Origin of the sequence: Candidatus Pantoea soli (assembly GCF_007833795.1) — a bacterium.
In the GTDB taxonomy this organism is placed as follows: Bacteria; Pseudomonadota; Gammaproteobacteria; order Enterobacterales; family Enterobacteriaceae; genus Pantoea; species Pantoea soli.
Map to the genome: position 1 here is coordinate 536,891 of NZ_CP032702.1, position 26,404 is coordinate 563,294.

The window sequence follows — 26,404 nt, forward strand, 5'->3', positions numbered from 1 at the left end:
CACCGGGACAAGGCTGGTTTTCCCTCCTGTATTATGCTGGGTAACTTAGATTTATCGCTGATACAAACAAATTATTGCGATTACGCTCTCATCATGCACAATGTTTAACCCTGATTAAAATTTATATCAAACAAGCTAATAATCTCTTAAATCACGGGATGGAGAATGGACAGTAATACTCAGGGATTCACTGCATACTGGCGTAACACTTTGGCTGATGCCGAGTCTGGAAAAGGTGCATTTGAGCGTAAAGATGAAGACTCATTCACAAAATGGCGGGGCGTTAAGTCCGGAAGACTGGACGAGACGACTGTCAAATCCCTCTTTGAAAATGAAGGAGAAAAAGTTAAGACAATTGAGGTGCTATTAAGACCTCAGGTATGGATTCGTCAATTCAAGCATGGCAAAGAGCGAACCGCTGGGGCTCCAGGTATTATTACCCCGCTGGTTACTGCTGCTTTATTGAATCGTGAAGGTTTTTTGTTCCCCTCTGCACCTGCTACCATTCCTCGTGATTTACTTGAACCACTTCCCAAAGGAAGCTTTGCAATTGGTGAAATGGCCAAATATGACAAATATAAAACTGTAAACAATTCAATCAGTTTTAGCCCGGAAGATGAGAATGAACACATCCAGGAAACAGAAGAGCAACGGGCGGAACGACATGCACATTATCAGCAGTTATGGCATACATATCTTAAAGATACTGACGAACTTTTAAGATACGTCGCTGGCCAATGGCTTGTATCACCTGATCAATATGAATCAGCCGAATATGGCTACATCGTAAAAGCTAACCAGCCCGGTGGGGCCAGTATCCACATTTTGCCTATGTACGATCATTTACTCTCGTGCAAAAAAGAGGTCCCGTTACTAAGGCGTTTTGCCTCAAAAGAAAAAGTGCCTGTTGAGTCACTGCTGACCAGTAACGCCATGTTCAGTGAGCGTCTGGGACATTCCGGAGATAAGTTCCCGCTGGCTTTAGCGCAGCGCGACGCACTGAGCCATTATCTTACTCAACAGCCGGGTGATATTCTTGCAGTGAATGGTCCGCCGGGAACAGGGAAAACCACCCTAGTGCTTTCTATTATTGCGACTGAGTGGGCGAGAGCAGCTTTAAAGAAAACCGAGCCACCGGTTGTGATTGCAACATCCACTAACAATCAGGCAGTAACTAACATTATCGAAGCCTTCGGCAAAGATTTTTCCGCTGGCACCGGGCCTATGGCCGGGCGTTGGCTACCTGAGGTGAAAAGCTTTGGCGCTTACTTTCCATCTTCAGGTCGAAAGGCTGAGGCGGCAAAAAAATATCAGACAGAAGATTTTTTTAACCGTGTTGAATCCCTTGAATATGTTGAAGATGCCCGGTACTTCTTCCTTGAAAAAGCAAGGGCAGCTTTTCCGAATGAGGAATGTGATTCACCTGAACAGGTTGCGGAGCTCCTGCATCAGCGTTTGGTTGAACTCTCTGCAGAGCTTGAGCAAATTGAGCCTGCGTGGGATGACCTGAACGCAATCCGCCAGAAGCGACATGCCATCAGTGACGATCTCGAACAGTATATTCAGGATAAGAGAACGTCATTGCTCAATAGCACAAATGAAATCTCGCTATTAACGCAGGGCAAAAAACAGTGGGAACAATATCGAGCCGGTGAGTCGATACTGTTCGCTCTTTTCTCCTGGCTTCCCGCCGTTCGTACTAAGCGTCACTATCAAATGAAGCTGTTTTTGGAGGCTACGTTTGGCGAAAGAATGACAGCATTCAAGGGATCTCAGCCTGATGGAATTGATGCCTTTATCGATGGATTGATTGAACAAGCTCATAAAGAGCAGGCCGGCTATCAACAGCAAATTGATCTTGCTGAGGACATTTCCCGACGTGAAAGCGAAGCAGCTAAACGCTGGCATGATATTACTTATTCACTGAAAAATCCGGGCGAAACAGAGTTGAGTCTGCACGAAGCCGATGAACTTGCCGATACACAGCTCCGTTTCCCAATGTTTTTGCTGGCGACGCATTATTGGGAAGGTCGGTGGCTGATGGATATGGCTGCCATAGATAATATTCAAAAAGAAAAAGGTCGTACTGGTGCGAAAAGTACAAAGGCCCGCTGGCAGCGTAGAATGAAGCTAACCCCCTGTGTAGTCATGACGTGCTTCATGTTTCCTTACCATATGAAAACCAGCGAGTTTGTCGGCGGCAATAAGAAATTCGACGATAACTATTTATATAACTTTGCCGATTTACTCATTGTAGACGAAGCGGGGCAGGTGCTACCTGAGGTTGCCGCAGCCTCCTTCGCGCTGGCGAAGAAAGCCCTGGTGATTGGTGACACAGAGCAGATTGCGCCTATCTGGAATAGCTTGCCCGGTATTGATATCGGCAACATGGTTGAGGAGAACATCCTTCCTGTTGGTACTCAAGAAGAACTTACCGAATCTTATGCCCTGGTGTGTGACTCAGGAAAGAGTGCTGCATCTGGCAGTGTCATGAAGGTTGCTCAGTTTAATTCGCGCTATCAATATGATCCGGACTTTGCGAGAGGAATGTATCTGTATGAACACCGTCGTTGCTTCGATAACATCATTGGCTACTGTAACACCCTCTGCTATCACGGTAAGTTGCAGCCCAAACGAGGCGAAGAAAAAGAGACAATATTTCCTGCAATGGGATATTTGCATATTGATGGTAAAGGTGTGCAGGGCAATGGAGGAAGCCGTTATAACGCCTTTGAAGCTGAGACGATAGTTGCGTGGCTTGCGGCGCATAAAGAGGAAATCGAGCGTCATTATGGTGAACCTCTACATAAAGTAGTGGGGGTTGTTACCCCATTTTCGGCACAAGTCAGTACGATTAAATCGTCATTACGTAAGCTGGATTTTAATTGTAGTGGCGATGAAAATTCGCTGACAGTCGGTACTGTCCATTCATTGCAGGGGGCGGAAAGGGCGATTGTGCTTTTCTCTCCGGTTTATTCGAAGCATGAAGATGGCGGGTTTATCGACAGCGACAGCAGCATGCTGAACGTTGCCGTCTCGCGTGCTAAAGATAGTTTCCTGGTCTTTGGCGATATGGATCTGTTTGAAATCCAGCCTGGCTCTTCGCCGCGAGGATTACTCGCAAAATACCTCTTTGCGTCTGCCAGAAATGCCCTGCAATTTGAATACAAAGAGCGCCCTGATCTTCATACAGGACAAACCCTGGTCTCTACTTTACATGGCGTTGAGCAGCATGATGCGTTTCTAAATCAGACTTTTGAAGCTATCGGTAAGAGTATTACTATTGTTTCACCTTGGTTGACCTGGCACAAGCTGGAGCAAACCGGTTTTCTGATTTCAATGATGCAGGCTCGCGCTCGTGGCATCGATATCACCGTGGTAACGGATAAAAGTTTCAATACTGAAGATGCCGATTATGAGAAGCATAAAGAAAAACAGCAGCGCCTTAATGTTGCAGTAAATAAACTTAATGATATAGGCATCGTGACGAAGCTGGTCAATCGTGTTCACAGTAAAATTGTGATTGGTGATGAAGATCTATTATGTATCGGATCGTTCAACTGGTTTAGTGCTACACGGCATGAAAAATTTCAACGTTACGATACGTCAATGGTATATCGTGGTGGAAGCTTAAAGAATGAAATTAAAACGATATATTCCAGTCTGGAACAGCGTCAGCTGTAATTGCGTCATAATATTTTTCTGATAGGGTTTTGCAAACATTACCTGGCATCATCGGCATAGTGATGCTGCCAGGTAATTATTCAAAGCATTATTTATTGTAGATACATAAATATCCGATACTCCAATAAAGTTGGCCCCCACACCCACACCCACACCCACACCCACACCCACACCCACACCCAGACCCACACCTTCTCCCGGCACCGCCCTGCGCAAAAAATTCACTTCTCCCGCGCCGTAAAAATCATCACACTAGCTGCCTTAACCATTATGGAGAGATGGCATGAAAACCCGATTGCTGCTGGCGCTGTCGCTGTTCGCCAGCCTGAGTGCGCCGCTGCTGGCCGATGATGGCGTCTCCTTTAGCCACAAAGACTGGGAGCTGGCGTGTGATAACACCCGCACCTGCCGCGCCGCGGGCTACAGTGCGGAAGAGGGCGCAGGCGGTTCCGTCCTGCTGACGCGCGCCGGCGGGCCGGATGCGCCAACGCACGGGCGCGTGGTGCTGGCGGATACCGGCGATGATGACTCAAAGCAGGTCGATACTTTGTCGCTGTGGATCGATGATCGGGCGCTGGGGGAAGCGACCAAAGCAGAAAACGATGAATGGACGCTGACTGATGCGCAAACACAGGCGCTGATCGCCGCGATCAAAGCCAGCGGCAAAGTAGAGTTTCGCGGCGGTGAAGAGCCGTTCGAGCTCTCCGGCAACGGGGCGTTTGCCGTGCTGCTGAAAATGGACGAGGCGCAGGGGCGGATCGGTACGCCGGGCGCACTGCTGCGCAAAGGTGATAAGCCGGAAAGCAGCGTTCCGCCCGCCGTCGCGCTGCCGGTGATCCAGCGGGTGAAAGTGGCGAAAGCCGCGCCGCGTCCGCTGACGGCAGATGAGCTGGCAAGCGTGAAACCGAAGCTTGTCGCCTCTCTCACCGATGATGACAGCTGCGATAATCTGGCACCAGGAGATGACCAGCCGGAAGAGGGCGCGGAACCGCCGACGCTGACGCCGGTTGACGATCACCACGTGCTGATCGCCGCCCTCTGCTGGCGCGGTGCCTATAACGAAGGGTACGGTTTCTGGCTGATGGATCGTGCGCTGCAGGGCCAGCCGGAGCTGATCACGGATTCCGGTTCTGATTACAGCGAAGGTGAGATTACCGAAGCGCAGAAAGGGCGCGGCATCGGTGACTGCTGGAGCACGGCGGCCTGGGTGTGGGATGGCAAAACCTTTGTGCAGAGCAGCGATGCCACCACCGGCATGTGCCGCGCCATCCGTGCCGGCGGTGCCTGGCAGTTACCCACCTGGGTAACGGAGGTAAAAGCGGCACCGTAATCCGGCACCGCCGTTCACGACGCTGTCGCGCGTCAGCGTCTGCCGCCGCGCGCGACAGCAGTCATTGCGCCGCAGCATAAAGCGGCGCGTTTACTTACCGCAGCACTGTTTGTATTTTTTCCCGCTGCCGCACGGGCAGGGATCGTTACGACCGGTTTTTTCGCCAGCGAAGTAGGGCAGCTGCGGCTCGGGATCGGGCTGCGCCATGCGCTGCTCCTGCCAGTACTCATGCAGCGCCAGCGCCGCCGGACGAATCGCGTCAATGCTGGCCTCATACGCTTCCGGGGTAAAGGCTTCACGTTCGGCCAGATGCGCTTCGCTGCCGTGCAGGGCAATGGCCTGTAAGGCGGGCTGCAGCGTCTCCGGCAGTAGCGCCCAGTCGGCGTCCAGCGCCATGCCGCGCATATAGCCATAGCACCAGTCTTCCACCACGGTAAATTCCTGTCCTTCCATCTCCTGCATGCCAAACAGCGGTTCGAACTGATCCGGATACTCCGCCAGCCGCTCGGCAATGTCATTGAAGTGCTGGAAGGTCAGCGCCATAAAGCGATCCCTTTCACGCGGGTTTGCCCATTGCGGAATCTGTTTCTGTCCGCCCCACAGCGCCACCAGCCACTCGCTCGGCTCAATATCGTTCGGGCCGGAGAGCAGCGCGGTCAGCATGCCATCCAGTTCAGAGGTGTCCACCACTGACTGTTCATTGCCGTATTTTTCCAGCATATCTTCCAGCCAGTTCAGCTCTTTTTCGGTTAACGGACCCTGATTCATCCGGCATTCTCCTGCGGTGTGGTGGTGGGCAAAATTAATCGGCGCGATTATAGCGGGAAGCGCGCGGCTTTTCCCCTGATGCGTCACGCCCGCCTGCGCTTTTCACATGCTTATTTGCAATTTTAGCGGGTGGAAAAAGCCCGGCCTGAGGTATGCTGTGGAACGAAAATTGACGCGCAAAGCGCGGCGCGGGAACCTTCTGCGTGCCGGGCTTGTCAGTAAAGTGGACAATAAATAATTAACCAGAGTGGAAATCACCCATGCGCAGGACACACGTCACCCTTCTTTCCGCAGGCCTTTTTCTGGGCGCTTTAAGCCTGACGCCAGCAGCCCTGGCTGAAGGCGAGCAAACGGATAACGTTCCACCGCCACCGCAGGTTGAGCAGAGCGCGCCGGCGGCACCCGCCCAGGATCCCGCTGCCGGAACCCCGGCCAACAACGAGCCAGCCGAGTCCAGTGGCGACGTCGCGCCGATCCGACCTTCACAGAATGGCGCCGGCCAGCCTTCATCTGCCGCGAATAACTACGATCTGCCAGTGATCATCATCGACTACAAAGAGTACAAAGTGGGCGATGTGGTGCCGGACGAGTACCGCAAAAAGCAGTACACCATCGTCGAATGGCAGGCGCGTCATCTGCCTGCGCCGCAGGAAGGCACGCACTGGGCTTACATTAACGCCAACTACATCCTCATCACCGACGACAGCGGCAAGATCGTGATGGGTAAATCCGGCGATATCTTCTTTAAAGGTTAAGCGGATGCACGGCGGACGCCCTGTCCGCCGGCACCGGCCGGAGAGGGGCTCTTCCTCTCCGTGCTAAAACCGGCACCGCGCGCTGCGGCGTCGCTTCACTACCTTCCCGTCTTTTTCTCTCGCAAAGGCTTTTCTGCCGGCAGGTGCTTTTGCACCGGCCGCTCTCGTGGCACGCTGTCTGGCACGATCCCTCACAAAAGGAGTGCCCTGTGTCACAGCCAACCAACCTCTATGGACAGCCACTGGGTGCGGCACTGCCTGACTGGCAACCCCGCCCGCAACCGCAGGCGGTCGTTCTCAGCGGTCAGTATTGCCGTCTTGAACCGCTGGATGCGGCGCGTCACGGCCGCGAGCTGTTTGCCGCCTACGCCAGCGCCCCCGACGATCGCGACTGGACGTGGCTGCCGGTCACGCGCTTCTGCCACGAAGCGGACTATCTGGCCTTCGCCCGTGACTGCCAGCACAACCCGGCGTATCTGCACTTCGCGGTGATAGACCTGCAGACCGGGCGGGCCGTGGGCACGCTGGCGCTGATGCGCATTGAGCCGCAGCATGGCGTGATGGAAGTGGGGTTTGTGATATTTTCGCCGCAGCTGAAGCAAACGCGCATGGCAACCGAAGCGCACTATCTGCTGATGCGTTACGCCTTTGACACGCTTGGCTATCGCCGCTACGAGTGGAAGTGCGACAGCTGCAATCAGCCGTCGCGCCAGGCGGCGCTGCGGCTGGGATTTCAGTATGAGGGCACGTTCCGGCAGGCGCTGGTGTACAAAGGGCGCAGCCGCGATACCTGCTGGTACGCTGTGATCGACAGCGAATGGCCGCAGCTGAAACAGGGCTTTGAGCGCTGGCTGGCGACCGATAACTTTTCTCCTGATGGCACCCAGCGCAGTCGGCTGCAGGCATTGCGCGAGGCCTGAGCAGGCGCCGGGCCTCGTGCCCGGCCTGCCTGCATAGCAATGATTACTGCGCCTGCGGGATGACTTTGATCTCCACCATGCCGATCCCCAGCTTGCGTGGATCCTGGCCAGGGATGTTGCCGACGTTGGTCAGCTGTGGTTCCGGCGGCGTAATGATCAGCTGATGACTGCCGCCCGGGTTGGTGAAGTGCAGCGTGGTCGTCGAGAAATCGTCGCTCAGCTGGAGCAGCTGTTCCTGATCGCCCACCCGGACCGGGATCGGGCGGTGCGCGTTGGCACCAAAGGCGCGCGCGGTAATCACCAGGTCAAAACGGGCGGGCAGCGGGTCGACATACTCAATGTTCACGGCCGGGGCGAGGTTGGCGTTTGACCAGCGTCCCCAGCTTTCCGGCCGCGAAATGCCGCTGAACTGCTTCACGCTCTGCGGCGCGCCGGGCAGCGTCAGCAAAAAGCTGTCGGCACGGTAGCGAATGGCGTTGTCTTCCACCCGCATTTGCTGAGTAGTGAGCGCATAGGTGGCGGCGCTGACCGTCTGCGGCGGGAACTGCGCTTTACCCTGCCACACCGGCTTATCAATGCGCGTCACCTGCGGATGGCCGCCGGTCTGGCCCATCGCCAGGCAAAGATCGGTAGAGAGCGCCAGCTGCGGCTGCCACAGCCGGCCCATTTTGAAGCAGCGATCGACCCAGACAAACTTATCGCTGGCGGCGAAGTCGGCCAGCTGGTAACGCAGCGGGGCGGCATATTCGCCTTCCGGCAGCGGTTCCACCTGCTTATCCCCGATGCGGAACAGAATCGGCAGCTTAAAGGTGGCACCGGAGAAGCTGAAGGTGTTCTTCGGCTGATCGATGGTGAAACTGTCCATTTTGTCCGGGAAGTTCCACAGCTGAATGATGTCGGCTTTCCAGGCGGTGATCTTCTTCGCCATGTCATCAAACTGGCTGGAGAGGGAGGCAGAAGAAAGGCTGCTGCGGCCCAGGCCGAGCGCCTTATCGCCACCCAGCAGGTCCAGCACGGTGGCGCCGTTATCCAGCGTGCTGCGCCGGCCGTCCAGCACCTCCGCCTGCGGCTGATCGCCGCGAATGATCATAAACAGATCGCGTCGCGGCAGTTTAATCAGATACGGGTGCGCGGTGTTGTTCATGGCAAGGTGATCGGAGCTGACCACAATCACGGTATTTTTAAACCATGGCGAGGCCTTAATGCGGGCAATCAGCCGCGCCACGTGCTCCTGCGAGCAGGCCACCGCGCTGAAAGACTGGTTGGGTTTGCCGGCATAGCTGTAGCTTTTGCGCTGGCAGCTGCGCGAGATAAATCCATCCGGATGATGGGTATCCACCGTCAGGGTAAACAGGGCAAAGCGTTTTTGCTGGCGCGACAGCGCTTCGTACTGTTTAAACACCTCGTCCATCACCGTATCGTCGTAATAGCCCCAGTTGTTGCGGTAGGCGGGATCGGCGACGCGGCTTTTCAGCTCCTGCGAACCATACAGGTTTTCCGGGTTAAAGCCGTGCGACAGCAGAAAGGTGTCCTTGCCGGCGAAACGCAGATCGGCCCCCTGAATAAACCAGTTCTCGTAACCGGAGTTTTTCAGGATGTCACCCAGGCAGAGCGTCTGCGGATAGAAACTGGAGAGCGAAGCCGAGGCATTACCATCGAACGGGGCAAACAGCGGAATACCGCACTGCGAAGCCACCATCCCGGCAATGGTGTAATCCGTACCGGGCAGCTGTTCGGTGTTGCTGAAATCCATGCTCTGCGCTTTTTCCTGATTCAGTTCCGGTGCCAGGCCAGGGAACGCCTGCGTATCAAAATAGGTCCGCTCCAGACTTTCCCCGTAGATATACACCAGGTTCAGCTTCGGCTGGGCAATGCGCTTCCCGGGCACTTTGTACCAGCTTTCGAAATCCGAATCCGCCAGCCGCGTATGCGAGGCAAGCAGATCTTTCACCTGGCGAAAAGCCGGGGTGGTTTGCACCGAACCGGCTGCGCAGGCGATGGCCAGCAGGCTCCAGCCCAGGTGATGGGGCCGGCGCCGGCGGCGCAGCAGCCAGGAGAGAAAGCAGAACAGCAGGAACAGCGCGGTGATCAGGCCAATTGCCGGCACCACGTATTTACTGACGCCGGCACCGGTCAGGCTGTTGGTCAGGGTATAGAGCACCGCATCATTGATCCCCTCGCCGGTAAAATAGTTACTGGCGAACAGCGTGGCGTTGAGCACGATAAACAGCGTCAGCAGCAGCAGAATCAGGATGAACCAAAAGGTGTTTCGCCCGGCTTTACATGAATAGACTGCAATTGCAGCCAGAAAGAGCACTAACGACAGCAACTCCAACGGCAGATCCTCACAATAGATGACAACGCGGTCCCTGCGCCAGCGGCCCTCTGCGGGGGTTTTGCGTCAATCTATATTGGCTGTCACAGCGCTGCAACCTATCCCGCCAGATTTGTGCGATGCATTGCGGATCGTCGAAGGGCAGTGCAGGCGGCCTCCAGTCCGGACTGGCAGCAACCCGCAGGAAAGGGCGGAGCCGTTACAGTCTGCCGGTCAGGTATTGCACTTCGCCATCGGCAAAGCTCCAGTCACCTTTGCTGTTGGTAATAAAACTGATCATTAAATCATTGCCGCCTACGCCGCAGTTTTCCTGCAGCTCACGCGCCAGTTCTGCCATAAACAGCGTCTTCTGCGCCTCGCTGCGCGGGCTGGTATAGACCCGGACCATCACCAGCTTATCGCTGCGCTCAAAGCCAAGGCCGGTGTCCTGAAAGACCATCTGATAGCTTTTATTTTCATGAACAATCTGATAACGGTCGCGCGGCGGAACCTTAAACGCCGTTAATACGGCACGATGGGCGGCATCCAGTAAGGTGCGAATCTCTGATTCTGAACGGCCCTGAATTACGTCAAATGTCAGCAGCGGCATAAATTAACCCTCGTTTTTGTACGGATGGAAAGAGTAGGATGAAGCACCATGCTGCCGCTTGCTGCCGGAAAGAAAAAGCGCGCTGAAAAAAATGATTATTTATTATTTTGAACAATCCTGATGAAAGACATAAAAACTGATGCCCTCTGGGTGCATTTGCACTGGCTTACGGTGCTGGCAGAACTGGGCAGTTTCACCCGTGCCGCTGAACGGCTGGATGTCAGCAAAGCGGCAATGAGCCAGAAAATTAAGGAACTGGAAGAGATGGCGGGCGTGGCGCTGGTGCAGCGCACCACCCGCAGCGTGCGGCTGACATCGGCCGGTGAAAAGCTGGTGGATGAGCTGCGTGAACCTTTTGCCCGCATTGCGCAAAGCTTTTTCAGCGTACGCGATGAAGCCGGGCCGGTACGCGGTCTGGTGCGGGTCAGCGCGCCGGTGGCCTTTGCCCGCCAGCAGCTGGTGCCGATCGTCGGCGATTTTCTGCGTGAATATCCGCAGGTGCGCCTGCAGCTCAACGTCACTGACCGGCTGGTATCGCTGGGCAGTGAAGGCTTTGATCTGGCCATCCGCCACAGCCAGACGCTGCCGGAAACCCACGTCGCGCTGCCGCTGTGTGAAACGCGGGCGCTGCTGGTGGCCTCGCCCGACTATCTGGCGCGTAACGGTCTGCCGCAGACGCCGCAGGCGCTGCAGCAGCACAACTGTCTTTACTACCCGCGCGGGCTGGAGTCACCGCAGTGGCGCTTCCGGCTGATCAGCAGCGACAGTGAAACCGTGCAGGTAAAAATTCAGGGTAATTTTGCCACCAACAACAGCGAGTCGATCCGCGATGCCGCGCTGCAGGGGCTGGGCATTGCGATGCTGCCGGATTTCAGCGCGCGCGCTGCGCTGGCCAGCGGCAGCCTGCAGGAGGTTCTGCCGCAGTGGCAGGCGGTCGATGCCTTTGCCGACCGCCTGTGGGTGGTGCGCCCGTATGCCGCGCAGATACCGCGCGCCGTCACCACCTTTATTCACTGGCTACGCGCGCGCTTTGCTGATGGATGAGGCCAGCGGTGCGCTGAGCGGCGCCAGCGGCTGCATCAGCATGCCCAGCAGGCTGCTGCGGTTGTAGTGCCCCAGCCGCAGGTTAAAGTCGAGATGCAATTGTTCATTGCCGCTCAGCTTGATCACCGGCGGTGGCGTGTGGGGCCGCTGGTGAAACAGCACGGCGCGTGCAAACGCTTCGCTTTGCCAGTTGCTCAGCCGCTGATAGTAATAGGCATTGGCTTCACACTTGCGCAGATAGAGGTTAACGCGGCGGTATTCGCGCATCGCGGCCTGCTGCGCCAGCGAGCCCAGCTGTTGCTGTGGCTCTGTCATTTTCTGCTGCAGCAGGGCAAAATCGTCGCGCTTCGACAGCTCGCTGAAGTAGTTTTGCTCACCAAGGTGTTTCACCGGGGCATATTGCTTCTGCCACTCGCGGATAAACGGATTGTTGGGCGCGGCGGCAATAAACCAGTTTTCAATCACCGGGCTGAGATAATTTGCCGTAGCGTTTTCGCGATAATAGCCAATTACGTCCATCCCGCGCGCCTGATGCGTCTGGTGCACCCAGCTGAGATCTTCAAATAACAGCGTGCTGCAATCAATGGCAATACCGCCATAGCGCAATAATAACTCCAGCCGAATGACTTCACTTTTTTGCTGCGCGCTTAATTGCACAGAAGTGAAAATAAAATCCGGCAGTACTTCTTTTACCGTGACGCGATTTAATAAATGAACGCGATGGTCTGGATTATCCCGGCGTATTTTTTCAATATTTAACTGCAGCGATTTCGGTAAATATTCATCCTCCCAGTACATCCAGACCTGACGCGGGATCTCGGGCAGTGCCTTTTCGCCAGAAAACAACACGATATTGTCCTCTTCGCTGGGGTCATATTCCGGCGCGCAGAGCGCATTATGCTGTTTTTTATGAAAAAATGTCTGGCTGGTAAAGGCAATTCTTTTCCAGTGCTGCCAGAGCCGGCGCGCTGGCTGGAGACGTTGTTTGTTCATGATGCACCTGATTATTGTGATTATGGGAAGCAAGGGTTCCCTGATGCTGGCGGCTGACGCGCGCTTCTTTGTCCTGACGGCTGTGTGTAAAACGTCCTGCCACTGCTTAATAAAGCATTTACGGCAGTAAGGCGAATACTTTCTTGCGCTTTCAGATAAACCGGAAAAAGCCGGTGCCGCGCTGAAAAAGTTTCCGGATAAATAAATTTATCGGTCCTGCGTTTTTTATTTTACGCGCACCAGGATTATTCCTAATAAAATACCGGCGCAGGCACACCGGCGGCGGCACGGATTAAAAACCTGTGCTGCCGCACAGATTACGCGCGCTGTATTTTTCGCTGGCCTGGCGGCAGAGTTCTCACGGATGGGGTGATTTAGCTACGCTTAAACCAGATAAACCACCCAAGGAGGCACTATGCCGCACCACAAGCGTGGATTACTGGCGGTTGATAAGCAGGGCAACCGCGTCCTGTTTCTCAATCCCGATAGCTTTGCCGTTGAGCAGGAGCTGAATGCACTGCCGCCGCGCCCGCATGAACTCCTGATGCTGCCCGCGCTGGAAAAAGCCTATGTGCCGATTTATGGCGATGGCGTACACGGTGACAATCCCCATCCCGGCCATAAGATTGCCGTGATTGATTTACGCCAGCGCACCATTAAGGGATTTATCGATCTGTCACCGCTGCGCGCGCCGCACAGCGGCCAGCTGGGACGTGACGGTAAAGTGTATCTCTGTTGTGAAAACAGCGCGGCGGTGGCGGTGATTGATCCGCTCACCGATACGCTGGAGAAGCAGATTGCGTTGCCCTCGCATAACGCTCACCGGCTGACGCTTTCCCCCAGCGGGCGCAAACTGTTTACGGAAAATGAGGAGGATGCCAGCATCACGGTGGTGGATCTGTGTGAGGCCGAAGGCCGCATTATCGATAATATTCTGCTGCCGGGGCCAATTGCCGGCATCGCCGCCTCGCCAAAGCACCCGTATCTGGTAACCAGCGCGGCAGATGCCCCGCTGCTGTATGTGGTGGATCGCCAGAGTCACCGCATTCGCCAGCGCATCACGCTGCCCGGCCACCAGAAGCCTTGCCAGGTGGTGCGCTTCAGCGCCAGCGGCGATCGGCTGGTAGCGATAGGCGATCAGGAGCCCGTGGTGACGCTGTTTGACGATCTGCTGAATCCGCTGGGCGACATTGCGGTGGGCCACCGGCCGATGGATGGCTGCTTCAGCGCCGATAACCGCAGCCTGCTGATTGCCAATGAAGGCGATGGCTCGCTGAGCCTGATCGACCTGGCGCAGATGAAGGTGATTGCCACACCGCAGGCGGGCACCGGCTGTGAAGTGCTGAGTTATTTCGAGCTGCGTTAACGCCGGCCGCGCGTCAGATAAACGGGCGGTGATAGATGGCGCTGCTCCAGTGGCGGCTGCTGGCGTGTTTTTCTGCCTGCCAGCCGCGCCGGCGCAGTTCGCGCGCGATCAGTTTATTCATGATGCCATGCCCCAGCAGCAGTACGGTGCCGTGCTGCGACAGCGCCACCAGCCGGTCAGCCGCCCGGCAGGCGCGGGCGCGCGCATGCTGCACCGATTCCACCTGTCCGGCATAGCCGCACAGCCACAGCAGCCGTAACAGCGCCAGCCACAGGGTCAGCGGCAGCTGCGGACGTGCATGCGGCAGCAGCGGGAGCGCCACCTCCTGAAATACCGCGTCCACCGTATCCGCCTGCAGCCCGAGGCGCGTCACGGAGGCGCGGGCTCGCGGCAAAGGACTGGTGGCCACTACACTGGCCTGATGTGCGATTGCCCGGCTGCGCGGCGGCGGGACATCACAGATAACGGCGCGATCGTAGGCGGCGCACCACTCTGCCAGCGCCCGGGCGCTGACGCGGCCGGTGGCCGGATGGTCCGGCTTGCCGTGGCGCATAAGGATGATGGTCATAACACTCCTGCAAGGTAGGGTTGAGCTGCCGCAGCGAACATTCACGCTAAGCATAGTGCGGATATGTCATCAAAACTTCACCGAAGTATGCGAAAAACGACGCGTGAATGGTCAGTTAGTCTGCGCTCAATGATAAGCAGTACAGCTGTATTGCGGTGCCAGAGATGTTTTTTTCGGCAAAGCAGAGCATACCTAATCTCATGAATTAACGTCAGTTTTTCCTGCTAACCCTGAGTTATAGTGAAGATAAATTAATAATTTTCACTGCGATCGCTTGATTTATCTACGCGCGTAGATACACTGTGTCCACAGTGAAAACTCACGGTGCCAGAGACGACGTGGCCTTGAGATGACCCAGTTACATTTGCACTGCTAATGCGACCGATGACCATAACATCGGCGAAATCAGGCAAAGAGACGAATTCCAACACCAGGGAATTCATTACTGACCTTTCATCCAGGTAAGCCCACAAACGTCGCCACCGGGGAGTTCCGCTTGTTGCAAGGGAACCGACCCACGGATGGGCGTTTACTGTTTTCACCTCATTCAGGGAAATGGTTATGACGGTAGATCACTCCGTTCCGCAACACGCTACGCCTCTATCCTCAGCCGCCGATGAGCGGCTGGACACCCCCTCCGGGCGCAAAGATTTCTGGCGCGCCACCTTCTCCTGCTGGCTTGGCACCGCGATGGAATACGCGGATTTTGCGCTGTATGGCCTGGCCGCAGGCATTATCTTTGGCGATGTATTCTTTCCCGAGGCCACGCCGGCCATGGCGCTGCTTTCCAGTTTCGCTACCTGGTCTGTCGGGTTTATTGCCCGGCCGATTGGTGCGCTGCTGTTTGGCTGGATCGGTGACCGTAAAGGCCGCCGGGTGGTGATGATCAGCACCATTATTCTGATGGGCGCGTCCACCACGCTCATCGGGCTGATTCCCTCGTATGCCACTATCGGCGTCTGGGCACCTGCCTGCCTGGTGCTGCTGCGTTTCACGCAGGGGCTGGGCGCCGGCGCAGAGCTCTCCGGCGGCACCGTGATGCTGGGCGAATACGCGCCGGTAGCGCGCCGCGGGCTGGTCTCGTCGGTGATTGCGCTTGGCTCTAACAGCGGCACGCTGATTGCCTCACTGGTATGGCTGGCGGTGATCCAGATGGACAAGCAGGCGCTGCTGGAGTGGGGCTGGCGCATTCCGTTTCTCAGCAGCGTGCTGATTGCGCTGGTGGCGTTGTGGATCCGTCGTCATCTGCGTGAAACGCCGGTATTTGAACGCCAGCAGGCGGCTCTGCAGGCTGAGCGCCACGCCACGCTGGCCCAGGCGGCGACGGCCAGCGATACCCGCAGCGTCTGGCAGCGCAGCCGCGCGTTCTGGACCATGGTGGGCCTGCGCATCGGCGAAAACGGCCCTTCCTATCTGGCGCAGGGCTTTATCGTGGGCTATGTCGCCAAAGTACTGATGCTGGATAAATCAGTGCCGACCACCGCGGTGTTTATCGCTTCGCTGCTGGGCTTTCTGATCATTCCGCTGGCCGGCTGGCTGTCCGACCGCTTTGGACGTCGCATTACCTATCGCGGTTTCTGCCTGCTGCTGATGATCTACGCCTGGCCGGCGTTCAGCCTGATGGACAGCCGTGAGCCGGCCATTGTCATTCCGGTGATGGTCGTGGGCATGGCGCTGGCGTCGCTGGGCATCTTCGGCGTGCAGGCGGCGTGGGGCGTTGAGATGTTCGGCGTAAAACACCGTTACACCAAAATGGCCGTCGCCAAAGAGCTGGGGTCTATTCTTTCCGGAGGCACCGCGCCGTTAGTGGCGGCGGCACTGCTGTCGTTTACCGGGCACTGGTGGGCGATTGCGGTCTATTTCTCGGCCATGGCGACCATCGGTTTTCTCACCACCTTCGTGGCACCGGAAACGCGGGGACGCGATCTCAATCTGCCGGAGGACGCCGTCTGACGCACACGGCGGAGGCAGACAACTTTCCACGCTGGCCGGTTCTTCCGGCCAGCGGCACGTAAAAAGAGGCAACATTGGCGAAATCTCCGAATGGAAATGTCACACGCAGCGATGTAGCCAAAGCCGCCGGAACCTCGGTTGCGGTGGTGAGTTATGTCATTAATAACGGCCCGCGCCCGGTGGCAGAAGCCACGCGTCAGCGCGTGCTGGAGGCGATCAGGCAAACCGGCTACCGTCCGAACGCGGTGGCGCGCGCGCTGGCCTCGGGCAGCACAAAAACCTTTGGTCTGGTGGTGCCCAACATTGCCAACCCCTTCGTGGCCGCGATGGCCCACATGCTGCTGCAGGAGTCGCTTAATCACGGCCACGTCATGCTGCTGGGCGATGCCGGCGACGATCGCCAGCGCGAGCTGGAGCTGATTCAGGGGCTGCTTAACCGGCAGGTCGATGGCCTGTTTTACACCAGCGTTGATCGCCACCCTTACATTGATGTTATCCAGGCCAGCGGAACGCCGCTGGTGATGCTGGACCGCATTGAACCGCGTCCCGGCGTCAGCATGCTGCGCGTCAATGAGCGCGAGGCGGCGCGCCAGGTGACCGCCCATCTGCTCAGCCACGGCTACCAGCAGGTCGGCATGATCAGCGGACCGCTGGACATGCTGAACGCGTAGGATCGTATTCAGGGCTGGCGTGACGCCATGACCGATCAGCGGCTGACGGTTGATGACACGCTGATCTTCCCGGCGAATTACACGCGTCAGGGCGGCTACGAGGCGACAAAACAGATGATTGCCAGCCAGCGCCTGCCGCGCGCGCTGTTTGCCAGTAACGAAGGGCAGGCAATCGGCTCTCTGCGCGCGCTGGCGGAGCATGGGCTGCGCGTGCCGCAGGATGTGGCGCTGGTCTGTTTTAACGGCACCGATCAGGCGGCGTTTCATGTGCCGAGGCTGACCACAGTGCGTCAGCCGCTGCGCGACATGGCCCGCAGCGCCATTGCTATGCTGAAAAGCTGGGACGGCGAGGCAAAACTGGCTGAATTTCCTCACTATCTGGAGATCGGTGAGTCCTGCGGTTGCCAGCCGCATCAACAAAAATAACCTTATAACAATATGAAAAGACTAATTATTGATTGCGATCCGGGAAACGGTATTGCCGGGGCAAACACTGACGACGGCCTCGCGCTGGCGCTGGCGTTAGCCGCAAAATCGCTGTCGGTGGAGTTGATTACCACCGTCAGCGGAAACACGCCGAGCGCCATCGGTGCACAGGTTGCCAAAGACCTGCTGCAGCGGCTGGGGCTGACGATTCCGGTGGTGCAGGGCGCACTGCAGGCGCTGCGGGAAGACCCGACGCCGTGGCGGGCACGGCTGGATCATATCGCCGATGACAGCCTGAAAGGGTTGTGGCAGGGCGTACGTAAGCCGCAGGTGATTGCCGCCGATGGCAACGATGCCGCCGGCGTAATGGGCCAGCTGATTTGCGATAATCCCGGTGAGTTTACGCTGGTGGCGCTGGGTCCGCTGACCAACGTGGCGCAGGCGCTGCAGCGCTATCCGGCCATGGCGGATGCGGTGGCGGAGATCGTGATTATGGGCGGCGTGTTTGCGCTGGATGATTACATCAAAGACACCAATTTCGGCCTCGATCCGGAAGCCGCGCATCAGGTGCTGCACAGCGGAGCAACCATCACCCTGGTGCCGATGGATGCCACCACGCAGACGCTGCTGACGCATCAGGATCTGACGCGGCTCACCGCGCGCGACCACCCGCTGACGCAGTTTGTGCGTGAAACGCTGCGCCCGTGGATCGATTATGCGATGCGTACCCGCCATCTGCCGGGCTGCTGGATCCATGATGCGCTGGTGGTCGCCTGGCTGCTGAATCAGCACGTTGCCGAGGGGGTGGATTATCACGTTGATATTGAACTGCGTCCCGGTGCCACGCGCGGTAAAAGCTGGCGCTATCGCACGCCGTTGCGGCTGGATATTGGCGTACCGCCGGACAGCGGAGCGCTGGTACACGTGATGCAAAACGTGAACAATACGCTGCTGCTGGCGCTGATCGAGCAGGCATTTAACGACCTGCCTTCCCCGCGCTGATTACCGTCACAGGGCCATTTACCGCGGCCCTGTGACGCCCGCCGACACGGCTGCTTACATCGCGAAGCACTCGCTGACAATTCCCCGCCGCGCTGCGCCTTTCTGCCATGCTATATACAAACAGTTAACACAATAATAACCAGTGCAACCATTCGCTGGATAACGTTTCCCTTGCCGCCGGCGCACAGCCGGACGCCATCAGACAGGATACGCCTATGTTTAACTGGACTGCGACCCAGCGCAACGTGGCTTTTGCCAGCTTCGCCAGCTGGACGCTGGATGCCTTCGACTTTTTCATTCTGGTTTTTGTGCTGAGCGATCTGGCGCATTACTTCAACACCAGCGTCACCGACGTTTCCGTGGCCATTATGCTGACGCTGGCGGTGCGGCCGATTGGCGCGCTGCTGTTTGGCCGCCTGGCGGAGAAATATGGCCGCCGGCCGATTCTGATGCTGAATATCGTGATGTTTTCGCTGTTTGAGCTGTTGTCCGCGTGGTCACCCAGCTTTACGGCATTTCTGACCTTCCGCGTGATTTACGGTGTGGCGATGGGGGGCATCTGGGGCGTTGCCTCGTCGCTGGCGATGGAGACCATTCCGGACCGCTCGCGCGGGTTGATGTCCGGCATTTTCCAGGCGGGCTATCCGTGCGGCTATCTGCTGGCTTCGGTAATTTTCGGGCTGTTCTTTGAGATGGTGGGCTGGCGCGGCATGTTCCTGATTGGTGCCTGCCCGATTCTGCTGCTGCCGTTTATCTGGTTTAAGGTGCCGGAATCGCCGGTATGGCTGGCCGCCCGCGAGCGTAAAGAGAGCAACGCGCTGCTGCCGATCATCCGCCAGCACTGGCGAATCTGCATTTATATGGTGCTGCTGATGGCCTGCTTTAACTTTTTCAGTCACGGCACGCAGGATCTCTATCCCACCTTCCTGAAAGTACAGCATCAGTTTGACGCGCACACCGTGAGCCTGATCGCCATCAGCTATAACATTGCGGCGATGCTGGGCGGCATCACATTTGGTGCCCTTTCAGAGCGAATCGGCCGCAAAAAGGCAATCATGCTGGCGGCTTTCCTTGCGCTGCCGGTGCTGCCGCTGTGGGCCTTCTCCAGCGGCTCATGGGCCATCGGCATCGGGGCGTTTCTGATGCAGTTTATGGTGCAGGGCGCATGGGGCGTGGTGCCCACTTATCTCACTGAACTGGTTCCGGCGAACGCGCGCGCCGTGCTGCCGGGCTTTGTTTATCAGCTGGGAAATCTGATTGCATCCGTCAACGCCACGCTGCAGTCACGCATTGCGGAGGCGCACGGCGGTAATTACGGGCTGGGGATGGCGCTGGTGGCCGGTAGCGTGGCCGTGCTGATTTGCCTGTTTGTGGCCTTTGGCAGGGAGACGCGCGGCATTAAAATTTCCGGTGCTGCCGCGCCGGAGTCGCGTTAAAGCGGCTCGCAGACATCAATCCATTTCGCCGCGGTGAGTTCAGCCATGCGCTGCGGCGAAATGCGTACCGCGCTGTAAACGGAACCGGCTGCGGGCAGGACTTCATCAAAACTGCGCAGCGAGACATCGCAGTACACGGTCAGCGGGTTTTCCAGTCCGAACGGACAGACGCCGCCGACCGGATGACCGGTCCAGTTCACAACTTCATCCACGCTGAGCATGCGCGCTTTCGCGCCGAGTGCCGCTTTTAGTTTACGGTTATCCAGCCGGGCATCACCGCGCGTGACGATCAGCACTACGCTCTCTTTCACCTTCAGCGACAGGGTTTTGGCAATCTGCCCTGGCGCAACGCCATGGACGCGTGCGGCGCGTTCAACGGTGGCGGTGCTTTCCGGCATTTCGATGATGTCGATATCCGGTGCGTGTTCGGCAAAGAAGTGCCGTACCGACTCCAGGCTCATTTTTTTCTCCGGTAAAAACAGTGCGTAAAAGCTGCCATAAGGCAGGAAAGCTGTAAACGGGAGAAAAGGAGAATCTGTAACAGAATGCGCGGGTTTTACTCTGCCGGCAGGGTGCAGTTGCCGCAGCGTGCCACATCGGGGATACGGTAGCGCTGGCAGCAGCTGCGGCGCACCAGCTCTCCGTTACGCGGAATCATGGTGCGGTAAAGCGGATTGTCGCTGCCATCGCGCAGCGTACGGCTGAAGAACAGCGCCTGCTCCAGCTGCAGCACCGTGTGCTGCGGCAGCGTGTTTTTCAGCTCGCCCAGGAACCAGTAAAACGAAAAGCCCATGTTGTTCCAGATGAGTTTCGCATTGATGTCGCCGTGCTGCGTCATGCCGTTTACTGCCGGCAACAGCGTCTGCTGAATCAGGCGATCGATACGCTGCAGCGGGCCGAGATAGCGCGCCTCTTCATCTTCATGCACATCGATCCAGAAGGCGCAGGGATGCCCGTGCTCATGAAATTCAACGTGAATACGATCGGGCGAACAATCCAGTGCGCGCGGCTCCAGTAGCAGTGCCAGCATCAGCGGCGGCAGCAACAGGCCAAAATACCACTGCGCCCAGAGCGACTGCAGCGGCTTCGCTTCCTGCTGCGCCTCTGGATGGTTACGATAAAGATAGTCAGCGTAGCGCTGCGTCAGACGGCGATAGTGTGCCGGTTGTGACCACTCTGCCAGCGTCAGCGTCGCGGCGGGCGCGGGCTGACCCAGTTTCACATTGTCTGCCAGGTAGTCGGGCTGTTCACGCAGCAGATCCTGCAGCGCAGCCGCTAAGCTGCGGTCGCGCTGCATGAAAATCACCGGATGGGTGCTGAAGCGATGTTCCTGACGCGTGATACCAGCCATGCGGCTCCTGCATGAAAATGGGAAGCGAAAAACAAATGATAATCGTTACCGCTTAACTGAGCAAGATCGCAGCAGAGAATAGGTGCAGGGGCAGAGAAGTGCAGGGCGGGCAACCGCGGGCAGCCTCTCCGGCCTGCCCGCGCGGTGCTACACCAGGCTGCCGGAAGGCTGGGTCAGCTTTGGCAGCGCTTCCCAGGCGAGGATCGTGTTGCGTCCCTGATTTTTCGCCACGTACAGCGCGCGGTCAGCATTCGCCACCGCCCGGTCAAAATCATCTTCAAAAATGGGCGCAATACCGGCACTGAGGGTCACGTGGGTGGAAACCTGCGTATTGAAGCGATGCGGAATTTTCAGATCAACCACATGCTGCCGGATGCGCTCGGCCAGTTTCATCGCCATCGAGGCGTTGACGTTAGTCAGCAGCACCAGAAACTCTTCACCGCCGTAGCGGGTGACCACATCTCTGGAACGTACGGCGTCACGAATCGCGACTGAGACCCGCGCCAGCGCCTGATCGCCCATCGCATGACCATAATTGTCGTTGTAGGCTTTGAAGTGGTCGATATCCAGCAGCAGCACGTAATGACTGCCGGCGTGGTTCTCCAGAAGGGTATCCAGACGGTTTTTCAGCCCGCGCCGGTTATAAAGACCGGTCAGCGGGTCCAGCATACTTAAATCACTGAAACTCTCTTTTTCCTCATACAGCTGGCGCACCAGCCGACGGGTAAAGGTATCAAAGCGGCGGCGCATCAGATGGTGCAGCGAGAAACCAATCAGCGGCAGCGTGATCGTGAAGAGGATGGTCATTAAATGCTGACCGTCATCCAGCAGCAATACGGTGATAACCGGCGGGGTAATATGCAAACAGAATGCGATCAAATAGTCGCTAAGAGCGATGGCGCTGATAAAGAATACGCTCAGCAGGCTGATAATTAAAAAGCTGCCATCGAAATAAAAAACTTCATGATAGCGATGATCAATATGCCACGCCCAAAGCGCCCCTAATATCAGGGCAACAGGATTTAACAGCGGAAGTTTCTGTTTGCGCGTGATAATCATCCCTGACAGCAGCGCCACGCTAAAGCCTGTCACCAGTAGCACCGGCGGCGAATACACTGGCGCAGCACGGCCTGAAAACGGCAGCAGGCAAAACAGCGAAACGGCCACATTTAAAAACAAAAACAGCATGAGCGAGAGCCGATACTTGCTGTGTTTCAACTCATCATAAGATTGTAATTTCATTATTATTAAACTCGTGACAGCCCTGAAATATCAAAGCGCTATCCGCAGGAAATATAGACCCGTGCGGATAGTGAGTACATTTTTACTGTGTTGTTAAAAGCGTTATCGGCGGCAATCTAGCATTTTCCAGTAATTCTGTCATCTGACAGACCTGACAGAAAAAAGCGCTACATAATGAGATTTATTATCATATGATAATGTAAACGTTTCTCATATGGAGCTGGGTGATGATCTTTGCGATGCTGGCCGCGTGCGGCCTATGGGCGGTGAGCTGGGGCATGGGCAAGCGACTCGATAGCGGCTGGGGCGTGCTGCTGCCCTGTGCGGCTTTACCGGTGTTTGCATGGTGGGAACCCGGCTTCAGCCAGTGGCGTGGGGTAATGATCGTGGCGCTGCTGCTGACGGTTGTGATGCTGTTTCACCGCCGGCTGCGGCGTTATCTGCTGCTGCCATCCTGCCTGGCGCTGGCGGGAGGCCTGGCGGCGGTGTCGATGAACTTTCATCTGCTGTGAGAAGCGCAGAAACGACAAAATCACGCAGCGCGCGATAAGGCATTGGCAAAAACGGAAAAGAGTAACCGGGAAGTGAGGACAACATTGGTGCGAAGAGAGGGACTTGAACCCTCACGTCCGTAAGAACACTAACACCTGAAGCTAGCGCGTCTACCAATTCCGCCACCTTCGCATCGTTGTTGTCTGTTTATATCACCGCATGGTGCGAAGAGAGGGACTTGAACCCTCACGTCCGTAAGAACACTAACACCTGAAGCTAGCGCGTCTACCAATTCCGCCACCTTCGCGCAGTGCACGCGATATAAACGTTGTGATTATGGTGCGAAGAGAGGGACTTGAACCCTCACGTCCGTAAGGACACTAACACCTGAAGCTAGCGCGTCTACCAATTCCGCCACCTTCGCATACCGGCAATACATTACAGTATTGCTAACCACGGAGGCGCATTTTAGAGATTTTACTCATTGCGTCAACACATATTTCGCGACGGTGACACGACTGCTGCAAAAAGCAACGTTTTTACCGTCGCGCATCCGGATTACGGGCAATCAGCGCGCTTTTGCGCCACGGCCATAGACCGCACGGTACACTTTGAAGCGGCCGGTCTGCGCCAGCACTTCATGGCTGCCAAAGGTTTCATCCAGCACCTGCGGATACGGCAGGAAGGCATTCGCCACAATACGCATTTCACCGCCGCTGTTCAGATGCTTCACCGCGCCACGAATCAGCGTACTGGCTGCTTCCAGGCTGGTTTGCAGCCCTTCATGGAACGGCGGGTTAGAGATAATCAGATCAAAGCGGCCGGTGACATCAGAGAAAACGTTGCTGGCGAATACCTCGCCTTCCAGTCCGTTTGCCGCCAGTGTCGCCTTGCTCGCCTCTATTGCCGCCGCGTGTACATCACACAGCCACAGACGCACTTTAGGCGAATGCTGCGCCAGGGCGGTGGCCAGCACGCCGCTGCCGCAGCCGATATCCAGCACTTTCCCTTTGGTATGCGGCGTCAGGGTGGAGAGCAGCAGATCGCTGCCGATATCCAGGCCGTCGCGGCTGAACACGCCCGGCAGGGTGTGGATAGTCATGCCGTCCAGCTGATAAGTGTTGCCGAACTGGCTGGCGTCGAAGGCTGGCTGCTGTTCCAGCTGGCCGTGATAAAGGCCGCAGCGACGCGCGCTGTCGATCTTCTCCAGCGTGACCCAGGCTTCCAGCATGCCTTCGGCGCTGCGCACGCCGCTGCGGTTCTCGCCGACGACAAAAATATCGCAGCCAGCGGGCAGCAGAGAGAGCAGGTTTTGCAGCTGGAACTGCGCTTCCGGTTTGTTCTTCGGCCAGAAATAGACCAGGGTATCGCAGCCTGCGACGTCAGCGGCTGTGGCCACCAGGCTGTAAACCGCCTGCTCACCGAGGCGACGGCTCAGGTTCTGCCAGTGATGATACTGCTGGGTATGCACGCGGCTTGACGCGGTTTCCAGCTGGGCGGGCAGGTCATCCTGCAGATCGCCAGCAAAGAGCACATGGCGGGCGGTAAATTCATCACTGTGGCGCAGAATTACTTCGCTGGCCGGGGTAAAAGCAGACATGGAACGCTCCTGTTAAATCAGAGCGGCGATTATAGTGCTTTGTTGGCGCATGTTCGATGGGTTTGCTAGCATAGCGTCGCATTCTGGCGGCATAACGGGTAATAGCATGAGTACAAGGCGCGACTGGCTTTTGCAGCAAATGGGGATTATGCAGTACCAGCTGCGGCGTCCGCGGGTGCTGAAAGGGGAGATCGCGGTGACGCTCAGGCCGGAGACGCGTCTGGTGCTGGTGGCAGAACATGCACCGGACCTGCAGGAGCCGCTGGTGCGTGATGTCCTGCGCACGCTGGCGATACAGCCGGCACAGGTGCTGACGCTGACGCCGGAACAGCTGCCGATGCTGCCTGAACAGGTGGATTGCGCCGGCTGGCTGCTGGGCGTCAGCAGCGACCACCCTTTCAACGGCGTCATCCTTACCAGCGCCGTTTTCAATGAACTGATCAGCAGCGGCGCGGCGAAACGCGCGCTGTGGCAACAGATGTGTAACCATGACAGCCATCTCTTTCATCACCCCTGAAGACCAGCCGCAGCTGCTGGCGATTGAGCGCCGCGCGCACGCGTTTCCCTGGAGCGAACAGACCTTTGCCAGCAATCAGGGTGAACGCTTTCTGAATTACCGCCTGCAGGCGGACGGCAAACTGGCCGGTTTCGCCATCACGCAGGTGGTGCTGGATGAAGCCTCGCTGTTTAATATCGCGGTCGATCCGGATTTTCAGCGGCGCGGCTATGGCCGACAGCTGCTGCAGCATCTGATCAGCGAACTGGAAAAGCGCGATGTCATGACGCTCTGGCTGGAGGTCCGCGCCTCTAATCATGCGGCGATTGCGCTGTATGAGCAGCTGGAGTTTCATCAGGTCAGCGTACGACCCAACTATTACCCCACCGCCAGCGGACGTGAAGACGCCATCATCATGGCCTTAACGCTGTAGAGTCTGACCGAGGAGCACTATGTTAAACGACTGGGACTGCATCCTGTTTGATGCAGACGATACACTTTTCCATTTTGACGCCTTTGCTGGTTTGCAGCAGATGTTTACCCGCTACGACGTGCACTTTACTGAACAGGATTATGCGGACTACCAGGCGGTAAATAAGCCGTTGTGGGTGGATTATCAGAACGGCACGATTTCTGCGGTTCAGCTGCAGACACGCCGCTTCACGCTGTGGGGGGAAAAGCTCAGCGTGGCGCCGGAAGTGCTGAACAGCGACTTCCTGAACGCCATGGCTGAAATCTGCCTGCCACTCGACGGAGCTGCAGCGTTGCTGGAGGCCCTGAAAGGAAAGGTCAAAATCGCCATTATTACCAACGGGTTCACCGCTCTGCAGCAGGCGCGTCTGGAGCGCACCGGTTTCCGCGATTACTTTGATGCACTGGTGATCTCCGAACAGGTGGGCGTGCCCAAACCGGATGCTGCCATTTTCGATCATGCGCTGCAGCTGCTGGGCAATCCGGATCGCAATCGCGTGCTCATGGTCGGCGATACGCCGGAATCGGATATCCTCGGCGGAATGAATGCCGGGGTGAAAACCTGCTGGATCGACCACGGCACCCGGCCGCTGCCACCCCATATCACGCCCACCTGGCAGGTTAAAAACCTCCCCGCACTGCAATCCATTCTCACTGCTTAACAATGCTCAACGCTGTTTTTTAGTGAATAAAACCAGCCAGCGCTCTGTCGCTGGTTTTTTTTGCTGCTGGTTTTCTTTACCAACCGATATCAGACCACGCCGCGCATTATCGCTTTGCTCTGGTTAATGGCGCAAAAACCAGTGCCATTTTTTTCATGACTTTTTTTAATGAAATTTTGGCTGAAAACCCCTCTCTCATTTACAATCCTTCATGGTTTTAATGATTTCTTAGGAGTATTCCTAATCCGTA

Annotated in this window: 22 protein-coding genes, 3 tRNA genes and 1 pseudogene; 14 read left to right on the forward strand and 12 right to left on the reverse strand. The window is 56.8% G+C overall.

From position 1 onward, the window contains the following. Window positions 1-165: 165 nt before the first annotated feature. On the forward strand, window positions 166-3,684 hold the full coding sequence (locus D8B20_RS02445; protein ID WP_145886805.1) for an AAA domain-containing protein: 3,519 nt from the start codon (window positions 166-168) through the stop codon (window positions 3,682-3,684). A 283-nt stretch (window positions 3,685-3,967) separates the two neighbouring features. Next, window positions 3,968-5,014 carry a DUF1176 domain-containing protein gene (locus tag D8B20_RS02450; protein WP_145886808.1) on the forward strand — a complete coding sequence of 349 codons (1,047 nt, stop codon included), beginning with the start codon at window positions 3,968-3,970 and terminating at the stop codon, window positions 5,012-5,014. A 90-nt stretch (window positions 5,015-5,104) separates the two neighbouring features. Here D8B20_RS02450 and D8B20_RS02455 read toward each other — a convergent pair whose 3' ends face one another. Then, complete coding sequence (locus D8B20_RS02455) at window positions 5,105-5,782, reverse strand: YecA/YgfB family protein (protein ID WP_145886810.1); 678 nt, start codon at window positions 5,780-5,782, stop codon at window positions 5,105-5,107. Between the two features lie 260 nt (window positions 5,783-6,042). Between D8B20_RS02455 and D8B20_RS02460 the strand changes: the two genes are divergently transcribed. Further along, on the forward strand, window positions 6,043-6,537 hold the full coding sequence (locus tag D8B20_RS02460; RefSeq protein WP_145886812.1) for an RcnB family protein: 495 nt from the start codon (window positions 6,043-6,045) through the stop codon (window positions 6,535-6,537). A 209-nt stretch (window positions 6,538-6,746) separates the two neighbouring features. Next, a complete protein-coding gene (locus D8B20_RS02465; protein WP_145886813.1) occupies window positions 6,747-7,457 on the forward strand; it encodes a GNAT family N-acetyltransferase in 711 nt (236 codons plus the stop codon). Window positions 7,458-7,500: 43 nt separating this feature from the next. Here D8B20_RS02465 and opgB read toward each other — a convergent pair whose 3' ends face one another. Both opgB and D8B20_RS02475 read right to left on the reverse strand, forming a co-directional pair. Continuing rightward, window positions 7,501-9,792 (reverse strand): phosphatidylglycerol--membrane-oligosaccharide glycerophosphotransferase, encoded by a 2,292-nt coding sequence (gene opgB, locus D8B20_RS02470; RefSeq protein WP_261388049.1) that lies wholly within the window; start codon window positions 9,790-9,792, stop codon window positions 7,501-7,503. 199 nt (window positions 9,793-9,991) lie between these two features. Next, window positions 9,992-10,381: a tautomerase family protein gene (locus tag D8B20_RS02475; RefSeq protein ID WP_145886817.1), complete on the reverse strand. Its 390-nt coding sequence runs from the start codon at window positions 10,379-10,381 to the stop codon at window positions 9,992-9,994. Between the two features lie 120 nt (window positions 10,382-10,501). Between D8B20_RS02475 and D8B20_RS02480 the strand changes: the two genes are divergently transcribed. Continuing rightward, the gene (locus tag D8B20_RS02480) at window positions 10,502-11,425 is read left to right on the forward strand and encodes a LysR family transcriptional regulator (protein ID WP_145886819.1); all 924 of its coding nucleotides are present in this window, start codon (window positions 10,502-10,504) and stop codon (window positions 11,423-11,425) included. On the opposite strand, the gene D8B20_RS02485 is transcribed toward D8B20_RS02480, so the two are convergent. Continuing rightward, window positions 11,399-12,418, reverse strand: a complete 1,020-nt coding sequence (locus D8B20_RS02485) for a glycosyltransferase family 32 protein (RefSeq protein ID WP_145886821.1) — start codon at window positions 12,416-12,418, stop codon at window positions 11,399-11,401. The genes D8B20_RS02480 and D8B20_RS02485 overlap by 27 nt on opposite strands. A gap of 415 nt (window positions 12,419-12,833) precedes the next feature. Between D8B20_RS02485 and D8B20_RS02490 the strand changes: the two genes are divergently transcribed. Then, the gene (locus tag D8B20_RS02490) at window positions 12,834-13,784 is read left to right on the forward strand and encodes a beta-propeller fold lactonase family protein (RefSeq protein WP_145886822.1); all 951 of its coding nucleotides are present in this window, start codon (window positions 12,834-12,836) and stop codon (window positions 13,782-13,784) included. A 13-nt stretch (window positions 13,785-13,797) separates the two neighbouring features. On the opposite strand, the gene D8B20_RS02495 is transcribed toward D8B20_RS02490, so the two are convergent. Further along, window positions 13,798-14,352, reverse strand: a complete 555-nt coding sequence (locus tag D8B20_RS02495; RefSeq protein ID WP_145886824.1) for a histidine phosphatase family protein — start codon at window positions 14,350-14,352, stop codon at window positions 13,798-13,800. Between the two features lie 561 nt (window positions 14,353-14,913). Here D8B20_RS02495 and D8B20_RS02500 point away from each other — a divergent pair. From D8B20_RS02500 to D8B20_RS02515, 4 genes and pseudogenes are all read left to right on the forward strand, one after another. After that, entirely contained in the window at window positions 14,914-16,305 is a 1,392-nt protein-coding gene (locus tag D8B20_RS02500) for an MFS transporter (protein ID WP_145886825.1), read from the forward strand. Between the two features lie 74 nt (window positions 16,306-16,379). Further along, window positions 16,380-17,402, forward strand: a pseudogene (locus D8B20_RS02505) (LacI family DNA-binding transcriptional regulator). A gap of 12 nt (window positions 17,403-17,414) precedes the next feature. Then, a complete protein-coding gene (locus D8B20_RS02510; RefSeq protein ID WP_145886827.1) occupies window positions 17,415-18,404 on the forward strand; it encodes a nucleoside hydrolase in 990 nt (329 codons plus the stop codon). Between the two features lie 215 nt (window positions 18,405-18,619). After that, window positions 18,620-19,840 carry an MFS transporter gene (locus D8B20_RS02515; protein ID WP_145886829.1) on the forward strand — a complete coding sequence of 407 codons (1,221 nt, stop codon included), beginning with the start codon at window positions 18,620-18,622 and terminating at the stop codon, window positions 19,838-19,840. Here D8B20_RS02515 and D8B20_RS02520 read toward each other — a convergent pair. The 3 genes from D8B20_RS02520 to D8B20_RS02530 form a co-directional block, all read right to left on the reverse strand. Next, window positions 19,837-20,301 (reverse strand): YbaK/EbsC family protein, encoded by a 465-nt coding sequence (locus tag D8B20_RS02520; RefSeq protein ID WP_145886831.1) that lies wholly within the window; start codon window positions 20,299-20,301, stop codon window positions 19,837-19,839. The two genes, D8B20_RS02515 and D8B20_RS02520, sit on opposite strands and share 4 nt — an antisense overlap. Before the next feature lie 95 nt (window positions 20,302-20,396). Continuing rightward, a complete protein-coding gene (gene fhuF, locus D8B20_RS02525; protein ID WP_145886833.1) occupies window positions 20,397-21,191 on the reverse strand; it encodes a siderophore-iron reductase FhuF in 795 nt (264 codons plus the stop codon). A 147-nt stretch (window positions 21,192-21,338) separates the two neighbouring features. Then, the gene (locus D8B20_RS02530) at window positions 21,339-22,433 is read right to left on the reverse strand and encodes a GGDEF domain-containing protein (protein ID WP_145886835.1); all 1,095 of its coding nucleotides are present in this window, start codon (window positions 22,431-22,433) and stop codon (window positions 21,339-21,341) included. Between the two features lie 227 nt (window positions 22,434-22,660). Here D8B20_RS02530 and D8B20_RS02535 point away from each other — a divergent pair, with 227 nt between their 5' ends. Continuing rightward, on the forward strand, window positions 22,661-22,945 hold the full coding sequence (locus D8B20_RS02535; protein WP_145886837.1) for a DUF1435 domain-containing protein: 285 nt from the start codon (window positions 22,661-22,663) through the stop codon (window positions 22,943-22,945). A gap of 85 nt (window positions 22,946-23,030) precedes the next feature. Here the strand turns inward: D8B20_RS02535 and D8B20_RS02540 are convergent. The 4 genes from D8B20_RS02540 to rsmC form a co-directional block, all read right to left on the reverse strand. Next, window positions 23,031-23,117: transfer RNA gene (locus D8B20_RS02540), tRNA-Leu, on the reverse strand. A 28-nt stretch (window positions 23,118-23,145) separates the two neighbouring features. Then, window positions 23,146-23,232, reverse strand: a tRNA-Leu gene (locus D8B20_RS02545). A 30-nt stretch (window positions 23,233-23,262) separates the two neighbouring features. Beyond that, window positions 23,263-23,349 (reverse strand) — tRNA-Leu (locus D8B20_RS02550). 144 nt (window positions 23,350-23,493) lie between these two features. After that, complete coding sequence (rsmC, locus tag D8B20_RS02555) at window positions 23,494-24,525, reverse strand: 16S rRNA (guanine(1207)-N(2))-methyltransferase RsmC (RefSeq protein ID WP_145886839.1); 1,032 nt, start codon at window positions 24,523-24,525, stop codon at window positions 23,494-23,496. Window positions 24,526-24,631: 106 nt separating this feature from the next. On the opposite strand from rsmC, the gene D8B20_RS02560 reads away from it, so the two are divergent. From D8B20_RS02560 to yjjG, 3 genes are read left to right on the forward strand one after another with little or no spacing between them, the layout of a single operon-like run. Next, window positions 24,632-25,042, forward strand: a complete 411-nt coding sequence (locus tag D8B20_RS02560) for a DNA polymerase III subunit psi (protein WP_145886841.1) — start codon at window positions 24,632-24,634, stop codon at window positions 25,040-25,042. Next, a complete protein-coding gene (gene rimI / locus D8B20_RS02565) occupies window positions 25,014-25,454 on the forward strand; it encodes a ribosomal protein S18-alanine N-acetyltransferase (protein ID WP_145886843.1) in 441 nt (146 codons plus the stop codon). Before D8B20_RS02560 ends, rimI begins: the two co-directional genes overlap by 29 nt. 19 nt (window positions 25,455-25,473) lie before the next feature. Then, window positions 25,474-26,154 carry a pyrimidine 5'-nucleotidase gene (gene yjjG, locus D8B20_RS02570; RefSeq protein ID WP_145886845.1) on the forward strand — a complete coding sequence of 227 codons (681 nt, stop codon included), beginning with the start codon at window positions 25,474-25,476 and terminating at the stop codon, window positions 26,152-26,154. Window positions 26,155-26,404 lie beyond the last annotated feature (250 nt).